Here is a 23,778-nt window from a genome sequence, read left to right as displayed (position 1 = left end):
GCCGGCACCGTCCTGCAAAGCGCGCAACTGCTGTGGGTCTCAAGCAATTTCTAAAAAAGAGGTGGGGCCTATGTCGTTGATCTTTAGCTGCCGTAGCACTGCGGTTCCGAGATGTACTATTTAGACGGGCTGCGGTTCTGGAGGAGACTTGAAGATCAAATCCCCCCTGCCCCCCCTTCGCAAAGGGGGGAACGTTAGGGCTTCTGCAGTGCTTGTGGCAATGTACCCAAGCTCCCCCCGCATCTAGGATAAGCCTTCGCAAAGGTGCGGACGCGAGGTCTCCTCCAGCGCTTTGTGAAACTGCACTGCAGGTTCCCTGCTTAAACCCACAAAACCCTCTCCGCTCCTATTGCCGCACCCGCCTCCGTGCTTTCACTGTTGCATTCGCCTCATCAGGATGTTAATGGTATGGCCATTTCGACCTACTGGGGGTGCCCATGCGTCTCTTACTGCCACTTCTAGCCATCCTTCTTCTCTCCGCTTCTGTCGTTTCCGCAGGACAGGGAACCATAGAAGAGACCGATGATGTCATCATCGTCGAGTACTCTGGTGAATCGTCCACTGCGAAAGCTTCTCCTCCTGCGGCGGCTCCTGTGGTGGTCGATTCCACCCCCGTGCCGGAACCTGTCGTGGACGATGCCGCTAAAGGACGGGATGCCGAGGTCTCCGTTCAGTCAAATAACGGAGAAACCGCGCCGTCGCGCCCCGTCTCCGCCCGGAAGGAAGCCCGGCGCAGAGCACGGGAGGCGGCCCGGGGTGGGGGCGGGGGGGAGGAGGAATAACCTCCGCCTGCACCTCGATTTTCCCCCTTCGTTGCACCTCTCTCTCCGCGGGGCCGCGCCGTGCGCGGCTTCACTCCTCTCCCTCGCGCCGTGAGGCTCGCGGCATCTCCGGCCGTACCGTCTTTTGCCGGAGGGCAGTCCCCCTTTTTTGTCGCAGAAAAAAAGATGGTGCTGCCGCATCTACACCCTTTGGCGTGCAACTTGCTCTTTGATGGGCGTTCACCGTTACAAGCTTCCATCACCGGCAGCTGAAGTGCAGACGGTCCATCGACCGAGGGCGCATCGAGTGAATCCTACCTCCTTCAATGTAATGCATTTCTCTTTCACTGCCGTTCTCCTTTCATGTAATTTGCTGCTATCTCTCATTTTTTGCACTGTCATGCTCTGCATGGAAGCTTCTGCCGCATCTCTCTCCTTCCATGCTGATTTAAAACGCGGCCTCGCTTCGGTCTTGGTCTATCCTGATGCCTTGGCACAGGCATCACTGTCACAATTCGCAAACACTCTGTGTGTGCTGAAAAAAGGTGTGACAGTACAGGAATTGTATTAAATGTAGCTAATTCTATGACTGAAAATTGGCCGCGTTTTTCTTTTTTCGGAGGAAAAGTCAGCTTGACAAAGAAGGTGCCCGGCTGTATTTTAAAGCCCTTGTTTTACGCTGTGTTGCGCCTTTTTTTATGAATCTGGCAGTAACAATTTCAGGTACTGCATGAAGTCTTTTTTGGCATGACAAGCATTCTTATGTAAATGTCTGGAGGGGAATTTGATATGCAATAAGCACGTCCTTCCTCCCATAAGTATCCATTACTGCGCAGCATTATGATGCGCTTTTCTCAAACAAAATCTAACGAAGTTGAAGTTGTTACTGTCCTGTCAGTTGGAAGTGGCGACTACTGTCACGTTGTAATGCAACTGCTGCTGGTCTAGAGGTGCGACTGCTGCCTCTTGTTGTGTCATGGCTGCATTGTGTCGCCGTGGCCGCGGCTCGCACGTGCACTATAAAGGAGGCGTAATGCGGAAGTATCTCTGGTTTCCCGTCCTGAAAAAAATCGCTCACAATGTGGCATTTGCCACACTCCTGGTGGTTGCCGCGGTCTGCGCAGCTTTTTCGTCCGCCGAAGCCGCTACCGGCACCCTTACCACCAACCACTGGAAAAAGGGTAGCACCGAAGGGTACTCCATCAGCGTCGTCGTCCCCGACTCCACTGCGCTCATCAAGTCGGTCGCCATCGACGGCCCCGGGCTCAGCGGTCCGGCCTCCCTTGACCTAGATGACAGCCTCGTCAACTTCGTCGGCACCCTCGATCTTACCGGCCGCCCCACTGTGGGGGATGCCTACACTGTGTACATCGCCTACCTCGATCCGGCCGTCCCGAGCGAGGAACTGCCCCTCACCGTCAGCGGCGTTGTCGACTCCTTCGCGGTGCAGGGCTCGCCAAGCGGGGCGATCGTCGGCACCTCCAGCCCCATCTTCAGCTGGACCGCTCCTTCGACTACGCCTTCCTGGTACGCGCTTTCCGTCACCGGGATGGACATGGCCTGGAAATCGAACACCTTCGCCTACACCAGCACCGCCAAGACGTTCAACTTCGACGGCACCGCAGGCACCGGTGCTACCCTCACCCCGGGGGTGCAGTACGACTGGTCCGTCTTTGCGCTGGACAGCAACAAGAACTCCGCCGAGACGCGCGGCTCCTCCTTCATGCTGGGGGTCAACTTCTCCGGGAAGGTGACGGACGTGAACGGTGCCGCTGTGGAAGGTGCCTCGGTCTACGTCTACGACACCCTCGGCAATGTGCAGCAAAACGTCGCCACCACCGGTGCCGACGGCAGCTACCTCTACGGCGGTCTCGCCGCCGGCAGCTACAAGATCGCCTTCAGCAAGCCCCCCGCATTCCGCGTCTTCTACAACAACAAGCTCCTCTCCGCCGAGGCAAACCTTCTCACCATCGCAAGCGGTGTCATCACCCAGAACGTGAACGCCGTCATCGGTGACTGGGGGACCGTGACCGGTAAAGTGTTGAACACCAGCGGAGCGTTCTCCGGTGTGAAGGCGACCCTCTACACCACGACCGGCACCCCCGTGTCCAACGTGGCGCCCGTATACTCCACATCGGACGGCTCCTTCACCTTCCCGATCGTTCCGGCCGGCAACTACAAGATCCTCTTCAGCGGCGCCGCAGGGTACATCGACCAGTGGTACGCGGGGGGGAACTACTTCAATGTCTCGGGTGGCTTCCCAAATCCCCTGGACGACACGGTGCTTAACAAAATCACCCTGACCGGGACCGTCACCGACGGAAGCGGCAACGGGATCCCCGACATCTGGGTCTGGCTCTACGACGCAAGTGGCATGTTCCCCTCCGGCTACAGCGGGGTGAAGACCGCGTCCGACGGTACCTACAAGATCGGCGGCGTTGCTTCCGGCAACTACCGCGTCCAGTTCGACTCCGTAGGAAAGTACGGGAAGCAGTATTACAACAAGAAGGCGACGCTGGCCGAGGCGGATGCAATCGCTCTCGACGCCACCGGCACCATCACCAACATCAACGCGGTCCTTTCCAGCGGCAAGCCGGCCATCACCACCTTTACGGTGCCGACCGCCTCTAAGAGCCTGACCGTTTCCGTCACCATCGCCGCGACGGAGCCTAACGGCGTCGTCTATGCCCTTACCGAGACGAGCTCTGCCCCGACCACCTGGAACAGCGCACCCCCTGCCGCCTATACCTTCACCTCCGCCGGGACGAAGACGCTGTACGCCTGGGCGAAGGGTTACAACGGGCTCACCACGTCGGTATCGAAGAGCGTGGTGATCGACACGACGCCGCCGACGATCGCCCTCTCCGCGCTGCCGACGAGCTCCGTCAGCAAGAACGGCATCCTGAACCTGACCGGCTTCGTCACCGTCCCCTACAGCACCGCCACGCTGAAGATCAACGGGACCGCCGTTACCGTCGGGAGCGACGGCTTCTTCGACTACGCGCTTCGCCTGACCGCCGGCTCCAACACCGTCACCCTCCTTGCCGACAGCAGCGGGCTGCAGAGCACCATCACGAGGACGATAACCTACAATGCATCGGCCCCCGCCCTGACGGTTACCGCACCTGCTGACAACGCGGCTACCGGCGCCACTACCGTCACCGTGACCGGCACCGTCGCCAGCGGCAGCACTGTCCAGGTGATCGTGAACGGGACGTCGCAGACCGCCACCGTGACCGGCGGCACCTTCACTACCGACGTGAGCCTTGCCTCCGGGATGAACACCCTCGTGGTGGTCGCCACCGACGCCTCCAACAACACGACCAGCGTGAAGCGCTCCGTGACTCTCCTCTCGGGCGGCCCGGAGCTGCAGATCACCGCACCGGTTGAGGACAGCACGAACCCGTCCAACTCTGTCACCATTTCCGGCACAGTCTCGACAACTTCCGATACAACGGTAACCATCAGCGCCGGAACTACGACCTACACCCCTGCGGTGACCGCGGGGAGCTTCAGCCAGGTCATCCCGGTCGTCGCAGGTGTGAACCGTGTCGTTGTCACCGCGAAGGACGCGTCCGGCATGGAAACTACCGCCATCCGCAACGTCGTAGTCTCCGGAAAGGCGGGCGACTGCAACTTCGACGGCAAGGTCTCCATCTCGGAGCTCCAGTCGGCAATCAGCATGTACCTCATGGCGAAAGCCACGACCGTATGCGTCGACATCAGCGGGGACAGCAAGGTGAGCATCTCCGAACTGCAGAAGGTAATCAGCGCGTATCTCACGCCTTGAAGTAATAGCCGCATCTCGGCTGACGGTTCAGTTTCAGTATCTGAAAATCTTTGTAAGGAGGAAGTATGCGGTTGAAGAGTTTATTCGTGGCCATCATGCTGCTGCTGTCAGCAGCGTCCGCCTTCGCTGCGGGCCCCACGCTCAGTCTGGGGAACGTGAGCGGAGTGCAGGGGCAATCGGTCACCATCCCGGTGACCCTCACAACGAACGGAGCAAACATCGGGGCGTGCGAGGTGCAGCTCGACTACGACCCTGCGGTGTTGACGCCGACAGGCGCGACCTTGGGCCCGGCCGGGACCGCCGCCAGCAAGACGGTGAACCCGGTCCAGGTGAATTCCGCGCGCTACGTCGTCGGGGTGTACGCCCTCAACACCACTTCGATCGGCGACGGCGTCGTCGCCAACGTCACCTTTGCCATCTCCTCCACCGCTACCGGCACCCCCGTCATCCTGAACGTACCCTCCGCCTCAGACCCGGATGGCAACGATGTCTCCATCTCCGGTACCGGGAGTACCATCACCCTTCCCGACACCACGGTTCCGACCATCAGCGGCTTCGTCATCCCCAGCACATCCGACACCCGCACCATCGCCGTCAGCACCACCACCAGTGACAACGTCGGCGTAACCGGCTGGCTCCTGACCGAGTCCACCTCCACCCCGAGCCTTACGGACACCGGCTGGGCAGGGACCGCTCCGACGAGCTATTCCTTCACGAGCGACGGCGCTAAGACCTTGTATCTATGGGTCAAGGACGCGGCAGGCAATCTCGCCAGCAGGTCGGGGCTCACCACTGTCGACACCGCAGCGCCTGCGGTGCAGACCTTCACGGTAACGAGCCCGGTCACCACGCTGGTTGTGCCCGTCACGGCACTCACCGCAACCGACAACATCGGCGTCACCGGCTACCTGATCACCGAAAGCGCCACCGCGCCGTCGGCGACCGCTTCCGGCTGGACGACAGCCGCACCCACTAGCTTCACCGCCAGCGGTATCGGCGTTACAACGCTCTACGCGTGGGCAAAAGATGCTCTCGGCCATGTCTCGACAGCCAAGACCGCGGCGGTTGTCATCAACCTCCCCGATACCGAAGTGCCGGTCATGACGTCCTTCAACGCCTCCGCGGTCTCCAGCACCATGTCCGCTGCCATCACCAGCCTCATTGCTACCGACAACAAGGGCGTAACCGGCTACCTCGTCACCGAGAGCGCCACCGCTCCGAGCGCAACCGACGCCGGGTGGAAAACCTCCATCACCTCCTATATCTTCACCACTTACGGTTCCAAGACCCTGTACGCCTGGGCCAAGGATGCCGCCGGGAACGTCTCCACCTCGAGAAGCGTGAATTTGAACATCGTCGATACCACCGCCCCGACCGTGTCCGCCTTCACTATCCCGGCTACCGGCACCACCCTCGCCGTCGCCGTGACCTCCTTCACCGCCACCGACGATGCCGCAGGCGGCGTCACCGGTTACCTGATCACCGAGAGCTCCACGAAGCCCTCTGCATCCGCCTCCGGCTGGAGCAGCACCGTGCCCGCCAGCTACACCGTCAGCACCGGGGGGAGCAAGACCCTGTACGCCTGGGCGAAGGACGCCGCAGGGAACGTCTCCGCAGTGAAGAGCGCGACCATCGTCATCACTCTGCCCGACACGGAGCTCCCGGTCGTCACCGCCTTCACCGCAACGGCCGACTCCGTTACCCTGACCGCCACCGGCATCGCCATCACCGCCACAGACAACATCGGCGTCACCGGGTACCTGGTGACCGAGTCCTCCACCGCTCCGGCAGCATCCGCCACCGGGTGGAGCGCTTCCGTTCCCGCCAGCTTCACCGTCAGCGGCTTCGGCACCAAGACGCTCTACGCGTGGGCCAAGGACGCGGTGGGGAACGTCTCCGTTGCCAGGACTATCTCCCTTACCTTCACCGACGGCACCGCTCCGGTGGTCTCCGCCTTCACCGCGGCAGCAAGCACCACCCGCACCGTCAACGTAAGCATCACCGCCTCCGACCTCGGCGGCGTGACCGGATACCTGATCACCGAGTCCGACGTGGCTCCGCTGGCAGGCGCGACCGGGTGGAACGCGACTGCTCCGACCACCTTCACCGTGAGCGGGGACGGGAACTTCACCCTCTACGCCTGGGCGAAGGACGCGGCGGGTAACGTTTCCGCCTCCAAGTCGGCAACCGTTTCCATCGACACGATCGCTCCGACTGTCACCACCTTCACCGCTCCTTCCTTCGTGAAGACGCTGACCATTCCGGTGGCCTTCGTGGCGAGCGACAGCACCGGTTCCGGCGTCGCCGGCTACCTCATCACCGAGAGCGCAACAGCACCAACCTCTGGCTGGAGCACCACAGCCCCGGCCTCCTACACCGTTGCGGCAGCCGGCTCCAAGACGCTGTACGCCTGGGTGAAGGACGCGGCAGGAAACGTCTCCGCATTCTCCAGCGCAACCGTTGTCGTTGATCTCACCGCACCGGTTCTGCTCCCCTCCATGCTGGAAAACAATACTTACACCGCTGATGCGGTTCAGAACATCTCCGGCAACGTCACCGACGCGGAGAGCGGCCTCTCCGCGCTCACCATTAGCCTGAACGGCGGCGAGGCCACTCCGGTCGTCCCGGAAACCAACGGGAACTTCACCACCTCTGTGACGCTGGTCGCCGGGGCCAACACGATCACTATCGTTGCCACTGACGTCGCTGGAAACAGCACGACCGTTGCCCGTACCATCAACCTCGACACCACGGCACCGGTCATCGACAAGGTCACCCCGACGGAAGGTGCCATCACCAACGTCACTTTCGTCACCGTTACCGGTGAGGTGACCGAAGGCACAGTAAAGGTCTCCCTGAACGGCGCCGCGGCCAATGCGGCCTCCATGAACGGCAACGTCTTCACTCTCTCCGTCGGTCCTCTCCTTGCCGGTCTCAACACGATCCAGGTCGATGCCACCGACCTCGCCGGGAACACCGCCTCTTCCGTGAAGAGATCGGTACTGTACGTCGACAAGGCTCCGACCCTTTCCATCACCGATCCGTCCAAGGACATCGTCACCAGGTTCGCGGACTACCAGGTGCAGGGTCTGGCCAAGTTCGACAACTCCGCCTACAGCAATGTGGAGTTCAGCGTGAAGCTCGCGGTCGACGGCGTGACCGTCAACCCGGCACTTGCACTCGACGCAGACGGAATATTTAAGCAAACGATCTCCTTTGCCGATGAGAAGGCCTATGCGGTCACCGCAACGGTCACCGATGCTACCGGCAACACCACTTCCATGACGCGCAACATCCGTTACCAGAAGTACACCATCCAGGACGTCCTGAAGGCGCTTCGCATCACCATCGGCGCCGACACCAAGACCGACGCGGACAGCGTACTCGACCTGGCACCGTACGTTGGCAGCAAGCCTGCACCGGACGGCAGCATCGACATCAGCGATGTCATCGTGCTGCTGAACTATGCGGTAGGTAACTACAAGTAGGACTCTGCCAGGGGGCTCCATCAGCTTCGGCTGGCGGAGCCCCCTGGGCTGCCGCTGTAGTCACTGGAAGGTAGCATAGGGTATCCACATCAACGAGCGAGGTTACGATCCATGTCTCAAACAAGCGAGGTTAGAAAGATGACTCTTAAGAAAGGGCTGCAGGTACTTCTTTTCGGTGCCGTGGTCGGCATGCTCGGTGCCTGCGGTGGTGGCGGCGGTTCCAAGGTTGAAAACACCGTGGTCAGCGGCGTCGTGTCCAAAGGCATATTCACCAGCGGCAGCACCGTGCGGATCTACGGCGTCGCACAGGACGGCACGAAGACTCTCCTGAAGGAAGACACGGTCAAGGCCGGCGGCGTGTACTCCACCGACCTGGGCACCCCCTACACCGGGGCGATCCTTGTGGAGGCGTTCGGTACCTACACCGACGAGGCCACCAACGCGACCGTTACGGTCCCCGCCGACGCTCCGCTGAAAGCAGCGGTGCCGTCTGCTGCCACTGCGACCACCGTTGTGGTCACCCCCCTTACCGATCTTGCGGTACGCAAGGCTACCGTCGACGGCAAGCTCTCCGTTGGCGCCATCGCCGCGGCGAACACTGACGTGGCGAGCGTTTTCCAGGTGGACAACATCATCAGCACCAAACCGGTCGCCTTCGAAGCCACTGCACTGAAAGCCGCGACTCCGGCGCAGCAGAAGTACACAGAGGTTCTTGCCCTCGTTTCCCAGTATGTGGCGAACGCCGCCACTTCGACTCCGACTTCGGCAGACCTGCAGAACTCCCTTGCCACGCTCAGCAGCGCCGTCACCCTGAGCTCCGGCTCGGCCGCCGCGACCATCTCCTCCTACGGCGTGAAGGCTGATCTCGTCACCGCTGTAAACGACCTTCTTGCAGGACCGAACACGAGCACCGTTCTCGCTTCCGACACTGCGGCGAAGGCGAATCTCGCCCCGGTGACCGGTGTTTCCTCCAGCAACAAGCTGGTGAGCTACTATCTCAATGTCTCCGGCGTCACCGGTGCCGTCATCGCCGGTCTCCAGGCAGACGTAGCACTGACCGGGCTCGGCGTGGCAAACGGCGACCTGAGCAGCGCGGCTCTCTTCAAGAGCGGCGTGCTGGCATCCAGCAGTGATGCGGCGCTCCTCGGGTACGTGAAGTCGGAGGTCGTCACCCTTGGCCTCTACGCCCCCACGCAGTTCGGCAACGGCCAGTTCGGTACGATCTACCTCGAAGTGCCGAAGACGGCGAATGTACCGGCGAGCTCCATGGTAGTCTCCAATGTGAAGGTAGTGGATCTCTCCTCCGTAACTCTCACCGGAGCGACCGTCACCGTAGAGGACGGACCGGTAACTGTGCTGAACTAAGTAGAAGCAGTTAGACCAAATGAAAAAGCCCGCCTTCCCGGCGGGCTTTTTTTGTGTCGAAAGGCGAGAAGCTTTGTCCGCAGATTACGCAGATTTACGCAGATTTCTGCAAACCTGGAATTGCGGATTCGTACCCTGCCTTCAAACCCACTCCTTTGATGATCAGGATTCTAATCTGCGAGAATCTGCGTAATCTGCGGACAACAAGGCTTTAAACGAAGAAAGGCGGGGCGGCAGATTTTTGTAATCTGGGATGGCGGATTCGTACCCTGCCTTCAATCCCAGTCCTTTGATGATCAGGATTCTAATCTGCGAGAATCTGCGTAATCTGCGGACAACAAGGCTTTAAACGAAAAAAGGCAGGGGAGCTGGTCCCCTGCCTTTCTTGCTTTCGCTCTTTTCCGCGGAACTTACTTCACAAGCCCCGGGGAGAAGATGATGTTTTCGAAGGTGCGCTTCAGGCTCTTGCTGGAGAAGGAGGGCATAACCGAACCGGACTCCACCGACACCTGGGAGTCGACTGCCACATCTTCCTGCGGAATGGCCACCCAGGTCTTCTTCCCGCCTTTCTCCAGGTTGAGGTAGGTGTAGCCGCCGGCATTCATCGCTTCCACGACCTTCCCGCTGATCGTCTCAGGTGCTGCGGCAGGTGCCGCGGCAGCCGGTGCCGGTGCCTTCGCCCCGTTCCCTTTCGGAAGCGGCGGATGCCCCGGCGGGAGCGCTGCTGCGCCTTCAGCCGGTGCTGCTGCGCCTGCCGGTGCGGCCGGCTTTGCCTCTGCCTTGCCTGCGCCGTCCTGAATGCCGGCGGAGAAGTGGATGTTCTCGAAGTTGCGCTTCAGCGCGTTGCTTCTGAAGTTCCCCATGTCGATACCGGGGATGAGGACGACGTTGTCGCCGACCTTGACACTCGTCTGCGGGATCGCGGACCATCCCTGCTTCCCGTCCTTCTCGAGCAGCACGTAGGTATACCCGCCGCCGTCCATCGTCTCGACTACCTTACCGGCCAGCACAGGCCCTGCGCTTGCCGCTGCCTGCTTCGGTGCATTTGCCTCCTGCTTTGCTGCGGGAGCAGGCTGGGAGGGAGCTGCTGCCTTGGTGGGGGCAGTGGCGCATCCGCTAAGGGATCCGACTGCGATTGCAAGCGTCAGCCCTGCGGTCAACAAAGTGTTCTTTCTTTCCATGTACAGACTCCTCAGAGAGATTTGGCAGCCCACGGCGCTGTCTATGGAACGACTCTGTCTGGGCTGAGGCAAGGTACGGTTTTACCCTATTCCGTACCTTTTTGAAAGACTTATTGTATTCAGAAATGCGGCATTGACCGATAGTTTCTGCGGAATGGATACTACTGCTGTTTCATCTCGATGATGACTCGCCTGTTCTTCGCCCTGCCATTGTCTTTTCTGTTGTCGTCGACAGGAATGGTGCACCCTTTGCCGACCAGCACCATCTTTGCCGCCTGGAGCTTGAACCGGCTCACCAGAATCTCCTTGATCGCCTTGACCCTGCGCAGGGATAGCTGCAGGTTGTATCCGGGGCTCCCGTGATTGTCGGCATGCCCCTCGATGTACACCGGCAGGTCGCGGTGCGCGCGGGCGAATTCGGCGATTTCCTGCAAGCGCGGCAGGAAGCGCGGCGAAACCTCGGCGCTATCGGTCTTGAAAAGCACCGTAGCGGTCATGTCCGCATGTTCCCTCTGGACGAGTTCTTCAAGGGGGGTGTCGGGGCACTTGTCCTGGCTCGTCACCTTCCGAGCCTTCTTCAGCGTGGAGAGGGTGGGCTCGGATGCGATTTCCGACGATTTCACCTGCGGCGCCGGCTGCGGCCGCGGAGCGGGAGCCTGGACGAGGAGCTCCTTGGCACGCTCGCTTTCGGTCGGCACCGTCAATTCGTGGCGCATTTCCTTCAGCAGTTTCGAATGCTTCTCCGGCTCGGGCTGCGGCGCAGGCACGACGGGCGCTGCAGGGGGCCTCAGCGGCTTTCTGAGCGCCGGCCTCGGAACCTTCGCTGAACTCGGCGCGCCCTGTACGAAAGAGGGATAAGGGACGACCGGCTTCGCCGTTGCCGCAGGAGCCGCAGGCACAGCAGGGACCGCAGGTGCGGCCGGGACTGCAGGGGCGGCGACGCGCGGCTCCTGCTCCTTCTTCGGGGGCGCCGTCTGCGGTGCCTTCTGCGCCTGCTTCGGCTGGGGCTGCGCACCGTTCGTTGCCGGGGCGGCCTTGGCCCCGTTCGTTGCAGGGGGGACAGGTGCTCCGTTTGTTGCGGGCTTGGCAGGAGCGCCGTTTGTTGCCGGCGTCCCTTCCGGCTTCGCCTGAGGCTTTCCTTCCGGCGCGACCTCCGGTTTCGGCTCCGGCTTCACTTCGGGCTTCGGCTCCGGCGCAGGGGTGAGCTCCTGGAGCTCGCGCTGCTTCTCGAGACGTTTCTGTTCCTCGAGCTCCTTCTGCTTCTCGAGGCGCTTCTGCTCTTCGATCTCCCTTTGCCGCTCGCGCTCCTGTTGAATCGCCGGGGGGACGGGGGGGAGCTGTTCGAGCGGGCACCCCTTCTTGTCGACTGCCACCCCTTTCGGAGTGTCCGGGCACTTGTCGAGGGAATCGGCAACGCCGTCGCCGTCGGCATCGGACGGACAGCCGTTCTTGTCCACCTTCACCCCCTTCGGGGTGGCCGGGCAGCGATCGGTATCGTCGGGTACACCGTCACCGTCGGAATCGACCACCGGGAGGCGCTTTAGCTTCTTGTCGCGGAAGAGGCTCATGCTGACCCCGGCGGTGTACTGGAAGTCGCTCTTTAGCCCCTGATCGTAGAGAAGGTTGTGGCGCAGGTCCAGACGCAGCGCCAGGTACTCCTTGAGGAAGTACTTCATCCCGGCGCCGTAGGCGAAGAGGGGGGTGGTCGTCGAATCCGCAGAGCCGCTGGTGATGAGCGCGCCGCCGCCGACGCTGAGAAAGGGGACTATTCTCTTGCGGGGGAAAAAGCTGTAGATCGCATCCCCTCTGACAAGGAATGCGTCGACAGTGGAATCGTCTTTGGAGGATTTGGTGGGGATGTACGACACACCACCTTCGATGCCGATACTGTCACTGATGCCCCGGCCTATGATGTCATATCCGAGCCGGATGTCATAGCCGATGCCGCTTTTTAGATTGTCCTGGGAACTGAGAGTGTAACCCCCAGTAGAGAGAATCAGAGAGAGAGACGTCGGTAGATCTTCTCCGCGCGCTTGATAAGCAGAGCTTAACAGCGTTATTAGAATGAAGCCGAAAGAGATGCGCCTTCTCACTAAACTCCCCTTGCCGTTCCAGTAAAAACCTTTTAGGCTTTTCTTGTCTATCTGATACGACAACCATTGTCAAGATGAATATGACATGGTGCTAATAGTATCCTTACCAGAATCAAGATTAGCAAGAAAGCACACCCAAAAATTGTGTAATGAGGATGATTCTCCCTCGGAAGTCCACAGCCGGAGATGCCCATATTCACAAAATCGGAAAATAGGTCGCCACTTTTTGTGCAAGTTCTGCACAGGTCCCGCCAAATCGCGGTCCGGCCGGAGAAACAGGAACAGGGTGCGCTGCGTTGATACCGATTTCCGTTGGAAGGGGGCCGTGGGGAAAAATAGGTCGCCTTTTTTTGTGCAGCTAATGAACAGCAAATTCTGAGAAAGGATATCAAAAGCATTTTCTCGCAGAGGAAAAAGAGTCGGGTAAACAGCATCTTCCAGCGTATATAGACGGCCCTGAAGAATCGGTACCGGCCTTGTAATGGTATAGCCAGAATCCATTGCAAGGAGGTGCTATATGCGTGTCGCCAGGAAGAGATCAAGGAGTTCGGTACGCGCTATGATGGTGGGAGGCCTCGCCTTCAGCCTTCTCTCCGGAGCGGTGGAATTGAAGGCTTTCCAGCTCCCTTACGGCATGTCCAAGAGCGGCGAAACGTGCGCGTTCACGCTGCAGATGGACAAGGTTTCCTTCCGTCAGCGTTACATGCAAAAGATCGCCGAGGTGCAGAGCGGGAAGGTGACCACGGAGCTCAGCGCGGTCGAGGAGATGTACAGCAACGTGCAGGAAGCTTCTCTCTTCTCCTTCGACGAGGAGAGCCCGAGCGCGAAGGAGCTGTCGAACCGCATCGGCGTCGATCCCTTAAGCATCGACTGCCTGGGGTGCCATGACGGCTCCGGCGCCAGCAACATCACCATCAACCTGAAGAACGACCCCATGAAGCGGGTACACAAGGGGCTTCGGGATAACAGTGCGGATCACCCCATCGGGATGGATTACGCAATGTACGCAGCACGTGCCGAGGACTACAAGCCGATTTTCGGCAGGTCGAAGATGATTCTCGTCAACGGGAAGGTAGGGTGCCTTACCTGCCATGACCCCTTCAACAAGGAGAAGGGGCACCTGGTGATGAGCGACAGGGGAAGCGCCCTGTGTCTGACCTGCCACAACAAGTAGCGCTGTCGACCCTCCCGGGCTGCCGAACCCGGGCCGCACAAATAGCGAGAAGAAAGAGAGACGTCCTTCAGGGGACGTCTCTTTCACTTTCCTCTTCCACCTTTCCGTCAGCCGCCATCTCCCTCGCCGTTTGTAATTCCACATTCTTTCTGTATCGTTATTCGAGTAAAAAAACTCGCTCAGAGGAGATCTGCATGCGTAAAACGATCATTGCGCCGGAGATACAGGGTGTGCTGCCGACAGGAGAGGGTTGGCTCGACCTGGAGATGCTCGCCCAGGCAGAACTTACCTCGGAGTCTCCGTCACATCGCCTGGAAGGGGCGCTGCGTGACGGAGGGACCGGGTGGCGGGCTGCAGAGCCGGGGGAGCAGACGGTCCGGCTTCTATTCGAGCGGCCGCTGCGTATGACCCGCATCCTTCTCGCCTTTCGCGAGGATGAGCGGGAGCGGACCCAGGAGTTTTTGCTGCGCTGGTCCGCCGACAACAGTACCTATCACGACATCGTGCGGCAGCAGTACAACTTCAGCCTGCCCAACAGCACGGAAGAGGTCGAGGAGTACACCGTCGACCTTTCGGGGGTGGTGGCGCTCGAATTAAAGATCGTCCCTGACATGAGCGGAGGGAGCGCCCGCGCCAGTATTGCCAAACTGAAGATCGCCGGAAGCACGTGATACAGGCAAAAGGGGGACGATGCCCGGGGATATGAGCGGCGCGGCTGTCGAAGTCGTGGCGGCTGCGCCGCACACCGCAGGGACGCAGTCAGGCGGTACCGGGCACTCCCTTTAGAAAGTAAGTGAAAGAAGGAGCTAGCGTGCATCTCATTCAGATCCTTCTTCCCCTTTATGACAACAACGGGAAGGAGTTCACCCAGAAGGATTTTGTAACGGTGAGAGACGAGCTTACCGATCGTTTCGGCGGGATCACCACCTACGTGCGCTCGCCGGCTCGGGGGCTGTGGAAGGAAACGGAAGACTCAACGGTGCAGGACGATATCGTGATTTACGAGGTAATGACCGATGTCCTCGATCGCGCCTGGTGGCAGGCCTACCGCGAACACCTCTGCCGCGCCTTCCGGCAGGATGTGCTTGTCGTGCGGGTGAGTGAAGTGCAGCTTCTATAAACCTGAAGGCTTTTGTCCGCAGATTACGCAGATTGACGCAGATTAAAAACAAAATCTATGACAAAAGGGCTCTTCCACTGAGCTCAACTCTCTCCTGCGTAAGTTCCTCTTTCAGGAATGAAATCTGCGAAATCTGCGTAATCTGCGGACAAACCCTTTTTCCTTTTTTGTTCCACCTCGAATACGCAGGCTCGCGCAGATTATAAGCAAAATTTACGAAAAGAGCCCTTTCCACCGAACTCAATTTTCTCCTGCGAAAGTTCCCTCTCCTAGAAAGTAATCTGCGAAATCTGCGTAATCTGCGGACAAAGCTTTTGCCTATTCCACCTCGTACTTATATCCCACCCCATATATAGAGTGAATAAGCTCCTCGTCGGGCGCCGCCTGCGCAATTTTTTTCCGCAGCTTCTTGATGTGGCTGTCGATGGTGCGGTCGCTCACTATCCGCTGGTCCGAGTAGATCCTGTCCATTAGCTGCGTGCGTGAGTAGATGCGCCCCGGATTGGAATAGAGAAAGTGGAGCAGCTTGAATTCCACCGCGGTCAGGTCGAGCTCCTGGCCGTGCAGCACCGCGCGGTACCGGTCCGGATCGAGCATGAGCTCCTTTGCCGCAACCGGCGGCTGCTCTGTTGCTCTGCGCAGCACCGTCTTGACGCGGGCCACGACCTCGCGGGGGCTGAAGGGCTTGCAGATGTAGTCGTCGGCGCCAAGCTCCAGCCCGAGGAGCCGGTCGATCTCTTCCACCCTGGCCGTTATCATGATTATCGGCAGGTTGGAAAAGGTGCGGATCTCCTTGCAGATGTCGAGGCCGTTGCGGCCGGGGAGCATCAGGTCGAGGAGCATGAGATCCGGCATCTCTCCCTTTACGTGCGGCACTACCTGCAGACCATCCCCTATCCACTGCGACTCGAACCCCGCCTGCTTCAGGTAATCCCTCAGAAGTGCTGCAAGTTTCTCTTCGTCCTCTACTATGAGAATCTTCCCGCTCATGCGCGGCCTCCTGTCATCGGAAGTTCCACCTTGATCCATACTCCCCCCTGCGGCGCGGCATGCGCTTCTATCGTCCCCTCATGCGCCTCCACGATGTTTTTGCAGATGGAGAGCCCGAGACCGGCTCCACCAAGCGCGCGGTTGCGCGAGCTTTCCACCCTGAAGAGGCGGTCAAAGAGCCGGCCGAGCTCGGAGGGCTCCACTCCCGGCGCGCTGTCCTGGAAGTCGATCACCGCCCGTCCCTCCTGCCGGGTCATTCGCACGGCAAGGACTCCGCCGGGGTCAGTGTATTTTAGCGCGTTGTCCAGCAGGTTGTCGAAGAGCTGGAGCAGGCGCTGCTCGTCGGCATAGACAGGGAAGCGGGAAGCGGCGGACAATTGCGCGTCGAGGTCGATCTTCTTCTGCTCGAATTCCCCCCGGAACGACTCGACTGCGTGCCGGAGCACCTCGGCCAGATCCAGATCCCTCTTGCGATAGGTGAGGGCGCCGACGTCGAAAAGGGAGAGTTGATAGAGATCGTCGACGAGGCGGCTTAAGTGCATGACCTCCATGTGCAGGGAACGGATGCTCTCCGGCGTCGCTTCCCGCACGCCGTCTTGGATCGCCTCGATCTCTCCCCGCAGGACGGAAAGGGGGGTGCGCAGCTCGTGTGAGATGTCCGCGACCCATTGGCGGCGCGCCTGCTCGTTTTTTTCCAGAGAGAGCGCGAGCGCGTTGAAATCCTTCCCGAGCTGGCCGAGCTCATCGGCGCTGGAGACCGCAACCCTGGTGTCGAACCGTCCGGATGCCAGGGCGTGGATGGAGAGGGCAAGGTCCTTGATGGGGCGCACGAGGTTGTTCGCCAGGGGGAGCGAGATAGCCGCACTCACCAGGAACATGACTCCCGCGATCATCCCCATGGCGACCTTCTGCTCCTTGAGGAAGCGCAGCTGCCGCGTGTCGGTGAGGTGCTTTCGCGGGAGGACCCCGATGTAGCCTACCGCCTTCCCTGCCGAGGTGATCGCCCGGTAGGTCGGCTGTTCTCCTGCAGGCTGCGTTGGAGCCGGCGCCCCGGCAACCTTGTGCCGTTGCGCGTCGAGGAGGAGGACCCGCGCCTCGAAGCGGTTCCCCATGCGGGATGCGTGGCGTGACGGAGGCGCGGGCTTCCCGTCCTCGGGGGGGCGGCGGCGGTCCCTCTCCGACTCCTGGTCCCCCCCGTCCCGGCGCAGGCTCTCGGTGAGGAGCAACTGCCACGCGCCCGGATCACGCTCGAGCGTTGACCAGTTTCCCTGCTTCTGGAAGCTGTCTTCCAGAAGCTCGGCGAGTTTGTCGAGGCGCTCGGCCTCCACCTTGTTGATGTAGGAGAGAAAGCCCTGACTGAAGCTCCACTGCATGATGAGATACATCGACACCACCACCGCAGTCGTGGCGGCGAGGATGGCGAGGAAAAGCCGGTATTTGATCATGATCTTCATGGGCGCTCCCTGATAAGATGCACCTTTTATTGTGACGCTATTTCCTTCCGGAGTTGCCGGATCAGCCATTATTTAGCACAGCTATATAAAACACGCCACGCCATCTTCCATACTCTCCGACATTTCCTTAATTCTTCCATTTTCACAGGAAAGGGGACAGGCACTCTATCAAAAGTGCCTGTCCCATCCTGCGGCTCAACAGCAGTAGCGGCGGACCGGATCATCCGATTCCACTGTATATGCAACTTCGGGCGGCAAAGGTTGCACCTTTTCTCCCATATGTGTTAAAGTTCAGCAGCTGTATCGTTGTGGACCCCAGGGGCCAATCAGCCTGCTGGGGTTTTTTTGTAGGAAAAACAGAACCTAAGGAGTATCAGTGGATTTCAAAAGCTTCAATTTGCACCCCCAGATTCAAACCGGAGTCGAGGAGCTCGGTTACGTCGCCCCGACGCCGATTCAGCTGCAGGCAATACCGACGGTGATGGCAGGACAGGATGTGATGGGACTCGCCCAGACCGGAACCGGCAAAACGGCGGCATTCGGTCTTCCGATGCTGCACCGCCTCATGCAGGGAGAAAGGGGGGTGCTGCGCGCCCTGGTTGTCGCCCCGACGCGCGAACTCGCGGAACAGATAAACGACGCCCTCAACGCCATGGGAAAGCATACCCGCCTGAAGAGCATTACCGTCTACGGCGGCGTCAATATCAATACACAGATCAAGCGCCTGAAGGAAGGTCCCGAGATCGTCGTAGCCTGCCCGGGACGTCTTCTGGACCACATAAGCCAAGGCACGGTGAACCTTTCCAAGGTGGAGATGCTGGTCCTCGACGAGGCCGACCAGATGTTCGACATGGGCTTTCTCCCCGACGTGCGCAAGATCCTGAGGGTGCTCCCGACCTCGCGGCAGAACCTTCTTTTCTCGGCGACGATGCCGGATGACATCAAGCGTCTCGCCCACGAGATACTGGTGAAGCCGACGACAGTGCAGGTGAGCCGCATCGCCCCCGCCATGACCGTGACCCACGCACTTTACCCCGTTCCGCAGCACCTGAAGACGCCGCTCCTTTTCGAGCTTTTGCGCCATACCGACACCGAAAGCGTCCTCATCTTCACCAAGACGAAGTACCGCGCGAAGAGGATCGGCGAGCAGCTGGAAAAATCGGGGTACAAGGCCACCTCCCTGCAGGGGAACCTCTCCCAGAACAGGCGTCAGGCGGCGCTCGACGGTTTCCGGGACGGCACCTACCAGATAATGGTCGCGACAGACATTGCCGCCCGCGGCATCGACGTCTCCCTTATCTCCCATGTCATCAACTACGACATCCCGGACACCCCGGAGGCGTACACCCACCGCATAGGGAGGACGGGGCGCGCCGCCAAGACCGGCGACGCCTTCACCATGGTGACGGCCGAAGACGAGCCGATGGTGCGCAGCATAGAGAGGGTCCTGGGGTCGAAGCTGGCGCGTCGCAAGATCGACGGATTCGACTACACCGTCCCGGCTCCGACAAAGGACACCGAGTTTGCCCGTCCTCCCCGCGAGCCGCGCGGACCGGGGAAGCAGAAGCCGAAAACGGAAGCAGGGCAGGGGGGCGCAGCCGCTGGTCAGCGTCCGGCGGGACACCACCCGAGGGGGGCGGCGCACGGCCAGCGCCCCGCGGGAAGCTCGCCCCGCCCGGCAGGGAGCGGCCAGCGGCCGGCAGGGAAAAGCTCGCGTCCGGCAGGTGGCGGGCAGCGTCCCGCAGGAAGCGGCGCACGCGCGGCCGCCCACGGTCACCAGCAGCATGCCAGCCGGAACGTGGCATCCGGCGGCGGGAAGAAGGCTTCCAACTAGACGCTCCAGATGTGCCGGGAACGCCTGCGGCTTATCCCGGCCTACATATTCCGGCCTGTAGCGGCGCACCCGGGCGTTTCCTCGAAGCGCTGGAGGAGCCCTCGCGTTCCCCCCTTTGCGAAGGGGCTTCCGGGAATTCTGGGGAACGCGCTACAAAGAATCCGGGTGCCCCACGCTGGAGCGTAGGCATCTTGCCTGCGATGGCGGCGCAGCCGCCACAGACCGCGCGGCTGGCGCCGCGGTACAGGCTGGGAAGCCTGTGCTCCAGCGCGGCGCCACTAGTGTCCCCTCACGTCAACGGAAGGGGCCGGGCTGAATTCCCGGAATTCCCGGATGAACCTTTGCGAAGGGAGGACAGGGGGATTTTGCCTCGCCTACTCCTTTGAGGGCACAGAAAGCCGGTCCGGACGAATTTTCGGCTGAACTTGAACGAAAAACCCCCGTCTCAACACGAGACGGGGGTTTTTTCTTAACAGTCGTAGCGGAAGGTGCGGTGGAACTACCCCTCTGCCAACCACTGGCCGTGCAGGTTGCAGTATTCCCTGGCGGTAACTTTGTCCGCCGTGATCGGGAAGGTCGCCTCCGGCGCCTGCCCCGGCTGCAGCGCCTGGCGGTAGATCTTGCCGTCGGCGATCACCTCGATCCACTCTATGTAATGCGCCGCCTCCATCGGGTGGGCGATGCTGCCGACCCTGACGGTGACGGTGCCATTACCCTTTTCGATGACCGGCACGTGCTTCTCTTTCGCTGCATCGACCGTGTTCGGTACTTTCAGCACCATGGGGGCGCCACAGCACACCAGTTCCCCGTCGCCGGGGTGAAAGACTTCGACAATATTCCCGCACACATCACACTTGTAGATCTCTAACGCATTTGCCATTTTTCCCTCCTCTTTCCTGTGGTTTAGCTGCCTTCGAAAAGGCGCGTCATTTCAAGTTGTCGGCTTTGCTGCCGTCTACGTCTATTCCGAAACCAGCCACGCCGCCAGATTGGCTGCCAGCGCCTTGTTGTTCTCGTCCAGGAACTTGTTCTGAAAGAGGGCATCGTCGCCAAAGACTATGTACCCGCCTTTTCCTACATTGCCGGCCACCGCGATCGCGAAGGCCGCAGTCTCTTCACTTCTCTGAACCTTGTCCCCGACAATATCGACCCACGCCTGCGGAGAACTCTCCGCCACGGACCGCCCGCCGGTCGCGCCCGCCATGAGCCCCCAGGCACCGTACACGCTGAAGGACTCGACGGAGCGGAAGATGGCGTGGTCTCCGAAGTGCCTGACTCTGAAGTTGAGCGGCTCGCCGTCGATGACGTCGCTGTTTTCCTGCACGACCCCGTTTGTGTAGCGGATGTTCAACCGTTCCAGGAGGGTCGCCAGGGGAGGCGCGATGTGCAGCATGACCGCAACCTTTCCGCCGCGCTCCATGAAGCGGACCAGCGCTTGAATCTCCGCCTGGGACAGAGCCCTGAACGCACCGGAAATAACCAGTGCATCGGCTCCCTGAAGAGAGGTGTCGCTGATGGCCTCGTCACTCGCAGCGACCCGGGCTCCCGCGGAGCGGATAACACCGGCAAGGCCGGAAAGCTGCAGCGGCCCTTCGCCGTCAATGACAAACCTCTCGCCGTGACTGTTGTCGAAGAGGACCGTACGGGACGCATCCGCCGCTGCAGTCAGGGGTGCGAGGAGCAGTACAATTATACACATGAGCCTTGTGAAGCAAGTCATCTAATCCTCCTTTTTCATGAACACAAACAGGACAATAATGATCCGGTTGGTCCCTTATAGCAGCATCCGCTGCACTGTGCAAGAAGTTTTCTCTCGCGCAGTCACCGCGGCGTTGACAGAGACGGCGGGGGCGATGTATTAAGGTGTATCGCAACTGCAATTTCCCAAAGGAGAGGGTCATGATAACGCATATAGTACTGTTCAGACTGAAGGATCAGGGGGCGGAATCGATTGAGAAAGCGAAGGAACGGATCCTCAGCATGGAGGGAAAGGTGGAGCAGCTGCGCCACCTTGAGGTCGGCACCGACGTCATCCGTTCGGAGCGCTCTTACGACCTCGCGCTGATCACCAAGTTCGACTCCCTGGAGGACCTCAACGCCTACCAGGTGCACCCGTACCACGCCGACGAGGTTGCCGCCTATATGCGAAGTGTCAGCGCCGCAGTAGCGGTCGTTGATTTCGAATCGTAGCTAGGTCTGTGACGGTGCAGAAACTGGAAGACAAACAAGTGAAAGGAAGGAGTTAGATGATGGAGCTGTGTCCGTGTGGAACCGGTATCGCCTATGCCGAATGCTGTGAGCCTCTTATCAAGGGGGTGCGCCCTGCGGCAACCGCTGAGGCGCTGATGAGGTCGCGCTACTCGGCGTATGCAAAGGTGGAGACCGACTACATATTTGAAACGACCCACCCCAAATTCCGTGAAGGGTACGATCACGAGGGGACGAAGGAATGGGCGGAGAGTTCAGAGTGGGAGGGGCTGGAAATAGTCTCCACCACCAACGGCGGTGAGGGTGACACGACCGGCGAGGTGGAGTTCATCGCCCGCTACACCGAAAAAGGTGCCCAAAGGGTGCATCACGAACTGGCGCTCTTCCAGAAGGAGAAGGAGAAGTGGTTCTTCACCGACGGAAAGACGGTGGGGCAAAAGCCGATCTCCCGCGTAAAGGTCGGCCGCAACGACCCCTGCCCCTGTGGCAGCAACCAGAAGTACAAGAAATGCTGCGGTAAATAAGAACGGAAAGAGAGAGGGGCGAGCCAAACGGACTCGCCCCTTTTTTTAACTGCGTCCCAACATTCCCGGAACGTGGAGTACATTCCCACAAAGCTCTGCACGAGAACCAAGGCTCCCCCCTTTGCGAAGGGGGGACGGGGGGGATTTGCCTTGTAGTAGTGGCACCCGCCCCCCTGTCTCACACTTCGGCATGCCGAAGTTGATGGAGAGGCTGCCGGAAACGCTGCGCTTATTCCGGCCTACATTACCCCCACATCGGCATCCGCCGCCTCACTCAAGGAGAAATCACACTCAAACGTCGACCGACTCACGAACCGAGGTTGGCCTTGCTCCGCAGAGAGTAAATGTGCTACAAAAAACGAATCTCACGGAAGGAGCGTACACAATGGCAGTTGCCTCTAAAATAGCCGGTTTCATCTTGAATTCGTCGTGGATCAGAAGGATGTTCGAGGAAGGGGAGGCGCTTCGCAAGGAGTTCGGGGCGGAGAATGTGTACGACTTCACCCTCGGCAATCCGGATGTCGACCCGCCGGCGGAGTTTTACGAGGAATTCCACAAGCTCGCGCACGACCCGATTCAGGGAATGCATCGCTATATGAGCAACGCCGGGTACCAGGAAACGCGCGGCGCAGTGGCCCACATCCTGGGTGAAGCCTCCGGGCTCCCGGTACAGGCGAACCACGTCATCATGACCTGCGGCGCCGGCGGCGCCCTCAACGTGGTGCTGAAGACGATCCTCAATCCCGGCGACCAGGTTATCATCGTCACTCCCTACTTCGTGGAGTACAAGTTCTACATCGACAACCACGGCGGCGTTCCGGTGGAGGTGTGGACCGACCGCGAGACCTTCCAGCTTGATGTCGACGCGATAAAAGACGCCATCAACGAGAGGACAAAAGGGATCATCATCTGCTCCCCCAACAACCCCACCGGCGTTATCTACCCTGCCGAAAGCCTGCAGGCGCTCGGGGAAGTCGTTGCCGCGAAGGAGCAGGAGTACGGCCGGCAGATCTGCGTGATCTCCGACGAACCGTACGCGCGCATCACCTACGACGGAAAGCAGGTGCCGAGCATCTTCAAGTACGTGAAAAACAGCGTCGTCGTGACCTCGCACAGCAAGGACCTTGCGCTCCCGGGGGAGCGCATCGGGTACCTCGCGGCGAACCCCCGCATGAACCGCGTTGACCACTTCATGGAGGGTGCGATTTTCGCCAACAGGGTGCTCGGCTTCGTGAACGCGCCGGCGCTGATGCAGCGGCTGGTGGCATGCCTGCAGCACATCTGCGTGGACATCCAGGCATATCAGGAGAAGCGCGATCTGCTCTATAATGGTCTCACGAGCCTCGGGTTCGAGATGGTCCGCCCCGACGGCGCCTTTTACCTCTTCCCGAAGTCCCCGCTGGCAGACGACGTGGAGTTCGTACGGATGGCGCAAAAGCACCGGATACTCCTCGTTCCCGGAACCGGATTCGGTGCCCCCGGCTACTTCAGGATCGCCTACTGCGTCGACAAGGGGATGATCGAGCGAAGCATGGGGGCATGGGAGGCACTGGCGAAGGAGTGCGGCCTCGAAGGACCGCGCAAAGCCGAGTGGGATGCCGAACAGGCGGATGTCGCGGAGCGCGGCTAGCGGCAGATCCAGTGAATTAATTACTCTCAGGAGTCCGTGGAAGTAACGTCCCCGCCCCCCTTGCGGGGGAGGGACAGGGTGGGGGGGAAGGAGCCACCGGCTCAGTAGGTGAGCTTCACCCACCCCCTGCCCCCCTCCCGTCAAGGCAGGGGGTTTTCCCCGACTG

At 60.3% G+C, this 23,778-nt stretch carries 17 protein-coding genes; 11 read left to right on the top strand and 6 right to left on the bottom strand.

The genetic code is table 11. The annotated features are described in order from the left end of the window. The first annotated feature begins 437 nt into the window (after nt 1-437). The 4 genes from LPW11_RS02300 to LPW11_RS02285 all read left to right on the top strand — a co-directional run bounded on the left by LPW11_RS02300 (nt 438) and on the right by LPW11_RS02285 (nt 9,404). Entirely contained in the window at nt 438-782 is a 345-nt protein-coding gene (locus tag LPW11_RS02300; protein ID WP_230996511.1) for a hypothetical protein, read from the top strand. Between the two features lie 1,012 nt (nt 783-1,794). Continuing rightward, nucleotides 1,795-4,551, top strand: a complete 2,757-nt coding sequence (locus tag LPW11_RS02295; protein ID WP_230996510.1) for a carboxypeptidase regulatory-like domain-containing protein — start codon at nt 1,795-1,797, stop codon at nt 4,549-4,551. A gap of 65 nt (nt 4,552-4,616) precedes the next feature. Next, entirely contained in the window at nt 4,617-8,039 is a 3,423-nt protein-coding gene (locus LPW11_RS02290; protein ID WP_230996509.1) for a cohesin domain-containing protein, read from the top strand. Between the two features lie 138 nt (nt 8,040-8,177). Then, on the top strand, nt 8,178-9,404 hold the full coding sequence (locus LPW11_RS02285; protein WP_230996508.1) for a hypothetical protein: 1,227 nt from the start codon (nt 8,178-8,180) through the stop codon (nt 9,402-9,404). Nucleotides 9,405-9,814: 410 nt separating this feature from the next. Here the strand turns inward: LPW11_RS02285 and LPW11_RS02280 are convergent, their stop codons facing one another. Together LPW11_RS02280 and LPW11_RS02275 are read right to left on the bottom strand one after the other, a co-directional pair. Beyond that, nucleotides 9,815-10,585, bottom strand: a complete 771-nt coding sequence (locus tag LPW11_RS02280; RefSeq protein ID WP_230996507.1) for a hypothetical protein — start codon at nt 10,583-10,585, stop codon at nt 9,815-9,817. A gap of 161 nt (nt 10,586-10,746) precedes the next feature. Next, the gene (locus tag LPW11_RS02275; protein ID WP_230996506.1) at nt 10,747-12,678 is read right to left on the bottom strand and encodes an OmpA family protein; all 1,932 of its coding nucleotides are present in this window, start codon (nt 12,676-12,678) and stop codon (nt 10,747-10,749) included. A 559-nt stretch (nt 12,679-13,237) separates the two neighbouring features. Between LPW11_RS02275 and LPW11_RS02270 the strand changes: the two genes are divergently transcribed. The 3 genes from LPW11_RS02270 to LPW11_RS02260 all read left to right on the top strand — a co-directional run bounded on the left by LPW11_RS02270 (nt 13,238) and on the right by LPW11_RS02260 (nt 14,972). Further along, nucleotides 13,238-13,852 (top strand): cytochrome c3 family protein, encoded by a 615-nt coding sequence (locus LPW11_RS02270; RefSeq protein ID WP_230996505.1) that lies wholly within the window; start codon nt 13,238-13,240, stop codon nt 13,850-13,852. Nucleotides 13,853-14,046: 194 nt separating this feature from the next. Continuing rightward, nucleotides 14,047-14,523 carry a discoidin domain-containing protein gene (locus LPW11_RS02265; RefSeq protein ID WP_230996504.1) on the top strand — a complete coding sequence of 159 codons (477 nt, stop codon included), beginning with the start codon at nt 14,047-14,049 and terminating at the stop codon, nt 14,521-14,523. 140 nt (nt 14,524-14,663) lie between these two features. Beyond that, the gene (locus LPW11_RS02260; RefSeq protein WP_230996503.1) at nt 14,664-14,972 is read left to right on the top strand and encodes a hypothetical protein; all 309 of its coding nucleotides are present in this window, start codon (nt 14,664-14,666) and stop codon (nt 14,970-14,972) included. Between the two features lie 318 nt (nt 14,973-15,290). Here LPW11_RS02260 and LPW11_RS02255 read toward each other — a convergent pair whose 3' ends face one another. Further along, complete coding sequence (locus tag LPW11_RS02255) at nt 15,291-15,962, bottom strand: response regulator (protein ID WP_230996502.1); 672 nt, start codon at nt 15,960-15,962, stop codon at nt 15,291-15,293. Next, nucleotides 15,959-17,416 carry an ATP-binding protein gene (locus tag LPW11_RS02250; RefSeq protein ID WP_230996501.1) on the bottom strand — a complete coding sequence of 486 codons (1,458 nt, stop codon included), beginning with the start codon at nt 17,414-17,416 and terminating at the stop codon, nt 15,959-15,961. Before LPW11_RS02250 ends, LPW11_RS02255 begins: the two co-directional genes overlap by 4 nt. A gap of 376 nt (nt 17,417-17,792) precedes the next feature. Between LPW11_RS02250 and LPW11_RS02245 the strand changes: the two genes are divergently transcribed. Then, on the top strand, nt 17,793-19,250 hold the full coding sequence (locus tag LPW11_RS02245) for a DEAD/DEAH box helicase (protein ID WP_230996500.1): 1,458 nt from the start codon (nt 17,793-17,795) through the stop codon (nt 19,248-19,250). A gap of 499 nt (nt 19,251-19,749) precedes the next feature. Here the strand turns inward: LPW11_RS02245 and LPW11_RS02240 are convergent, their stop codons facing one another. After that, the gene (locus LPW11_RS02240) at nt 19,750-20,130 is read right to left on the bottom strand and encodes a desulfoferrodoxin (protein ID WP_230996499.1); all 381 of its coding nucleotides are present in this window, start codon (nt 20,128-20,130) and stop codon (nt 19,750-19,752) included. 81 nt (nt 20,131-20,211) lie between these two features. Beyond that, the gene (locus LPW11_RS02235; protein WP_230996498.1) at nt 20,212-20,970 is read right to left on the bottom strand and encodes a GldG family protein; all 759 of its coding nucleotides are present in this window, start codon (nt 20,968-20,970) and stop codon (nt 20,212-20,214) included. Nucleotides 20,971-21,149: 179 nt separating this feature from the next. Between LPW11_RS02235 and LPW11_RS02230 the strand changes: the two genes are divergently transcribed. The 3 genes from LPW11_RS02230 (at nt 21,150) to LPW11_RS02220 (ending at nt 23,612) form a co-directional block, all read left to right on the top strand. After that, nucleotides 21,150-21,440 carry a Dabb family protein gene (locus LPW11_RS02230; RefSeq protein WP_230996497.1) on the top strand — a complete coding sequence of 97 codons (291 nt, stop codon included), beginning with the start codon at nt 21,150-21,152 and terminating at the stop codon, nt 21,438-21,440. A 56-nt stretch (nt 21,441-21,496) separates the two neighbouring features. Further along, nucleotides 21,497-21,982 (top strand): YchJ family protein, encoded by a 486-nt coding sequence (locus LPW11_RS02225; RefSeq protein ID WP_230996496.1) that lies wholly within the window; start codon nt 21,497-21,499, stop codon nt 21,980-21,982. 385 nt (nt 21,983-22,367) lie between these two features. Beyond that, the gene (locus LPW11_RS02220; RefSeq protein ID WP_230996495.1) at nt 22,368-23,612 is read left to right on the top strand and encodes a pyridoxal phosphate-dependent aminotransferase; all 1,245 of its coding nucleotides are present in this window, start codon (nt 22,368-22,370) and stop codon (nt 23,610-23,612) included. Nucleotides 23,613-23,778 lie beyond the last annotated feature (166 nt).

Origin of the sequence: Geomonas sp. RF6, assembly GCF_021044625.1 — a bacterium.
GTDB lineage: Bacteria > Desulfobacterota > Desulfuromonadia > Geobacterales > Geobacteraceae > RF6.
This window is presented reverse-complemented; position numbering and strand designations above follow the sequence as displayed.

Coding starts and splice junctions, on each gene's coding strand:
- LPW11_RS02300 (WP_230996511.1), top strand. CDS start 438: ATGCGTCTCTTACTGCCACTTCTAGCCATCCTTCTTCTCTCCGCTTCT.
- LPW11_RS02295 (WP_230996510.1), top strand. CDS start 1,795: ATGCGGAAGTATCTCTGGTTTCCCGTCCTGAAAAAAATCGCTCACAAT.
- LPW11_RS02290 (WP_230996509.1), top strand. CDS start 4,617: ATGCGGTTGAAGAGTTTATTCGTGGCCATCATGCTGCTGCTGTCAGCA.
- LPW11_RS02285 (WP_230996508.1), top strand. CDS start 8,178: ATGACTCTTAAGAAAGGGCTGCAGGTACTTCTTTTCGGTGCCGTGGTC.
- LPW11_RS02280 (WP_230996507.1), bottom strand. CDS start 10,585: ATGGAAAGAAAGAACACTTTGTTGACCGCAGGGCTGACGCTTGCAATC.
- LPW11_RS02270 (WP_230996505.1), top strand. CDS start 13,238: ATGATGGTGGGAGGCCTCGCCTTCAGCCTTCTCTCCGGAGCGGTGGAA.
- LPW11_RS02265 (WP_230996504.1), top strand. CDS start 14,047: ATGCGTAAAACGATCATTGCGCCGGAGATACAGGGTGTGCTGCCGACA.
- LPW11_RS02255 (WP_230996502.1), bottom strand. CDS start 15,962: ATGAGCGGGAAGATTCTCATAGTAGAGGACGAAGAGAAACTTGCAGCA.
- LPW11_RS02250 (WP_230996501.1), bottom strand. CDS start 17,416: ATGAAGATCATGATCAAATACCGGCTTTTCCTCGCCATCCTCGCCGCC.
- LPW11_RS02240 (WP_230996499.1), bottom strand. CDS start 20,130: ATGGCAAATGCGTTAGAGATCTACAAGTGTGATGTGTGCGGGAATATT.
- LPW11_RS02235 (WP_230996498.1), bottom strand. CDS start 20,970: ATGACTTGCTTCACAAGGCTCATGTGTATAATTGTACTGCTCCTCGCA.
- LPW11_RS02230 (WP_230996497.1), top strand. CDS start 21,150: ATGATAACGCATATAGTACTGTTCAGACTGAAGGATCAGGGGGCGGAA.
- LPW11_RS02225 (WP_230996496.1), top strand. CDS start 21,497: ATGATGGAGCTGTGTCCGTGTGGAACCGGTATCGCCTATGCCGAATGC.
- LPW11_RS02220 (WP_230996495.1), top strand. CDS start 22,368: ATGGCAGTTGCCTCTAAAATAGCCGGTTTCATCTTGAATTCGTCGTGG.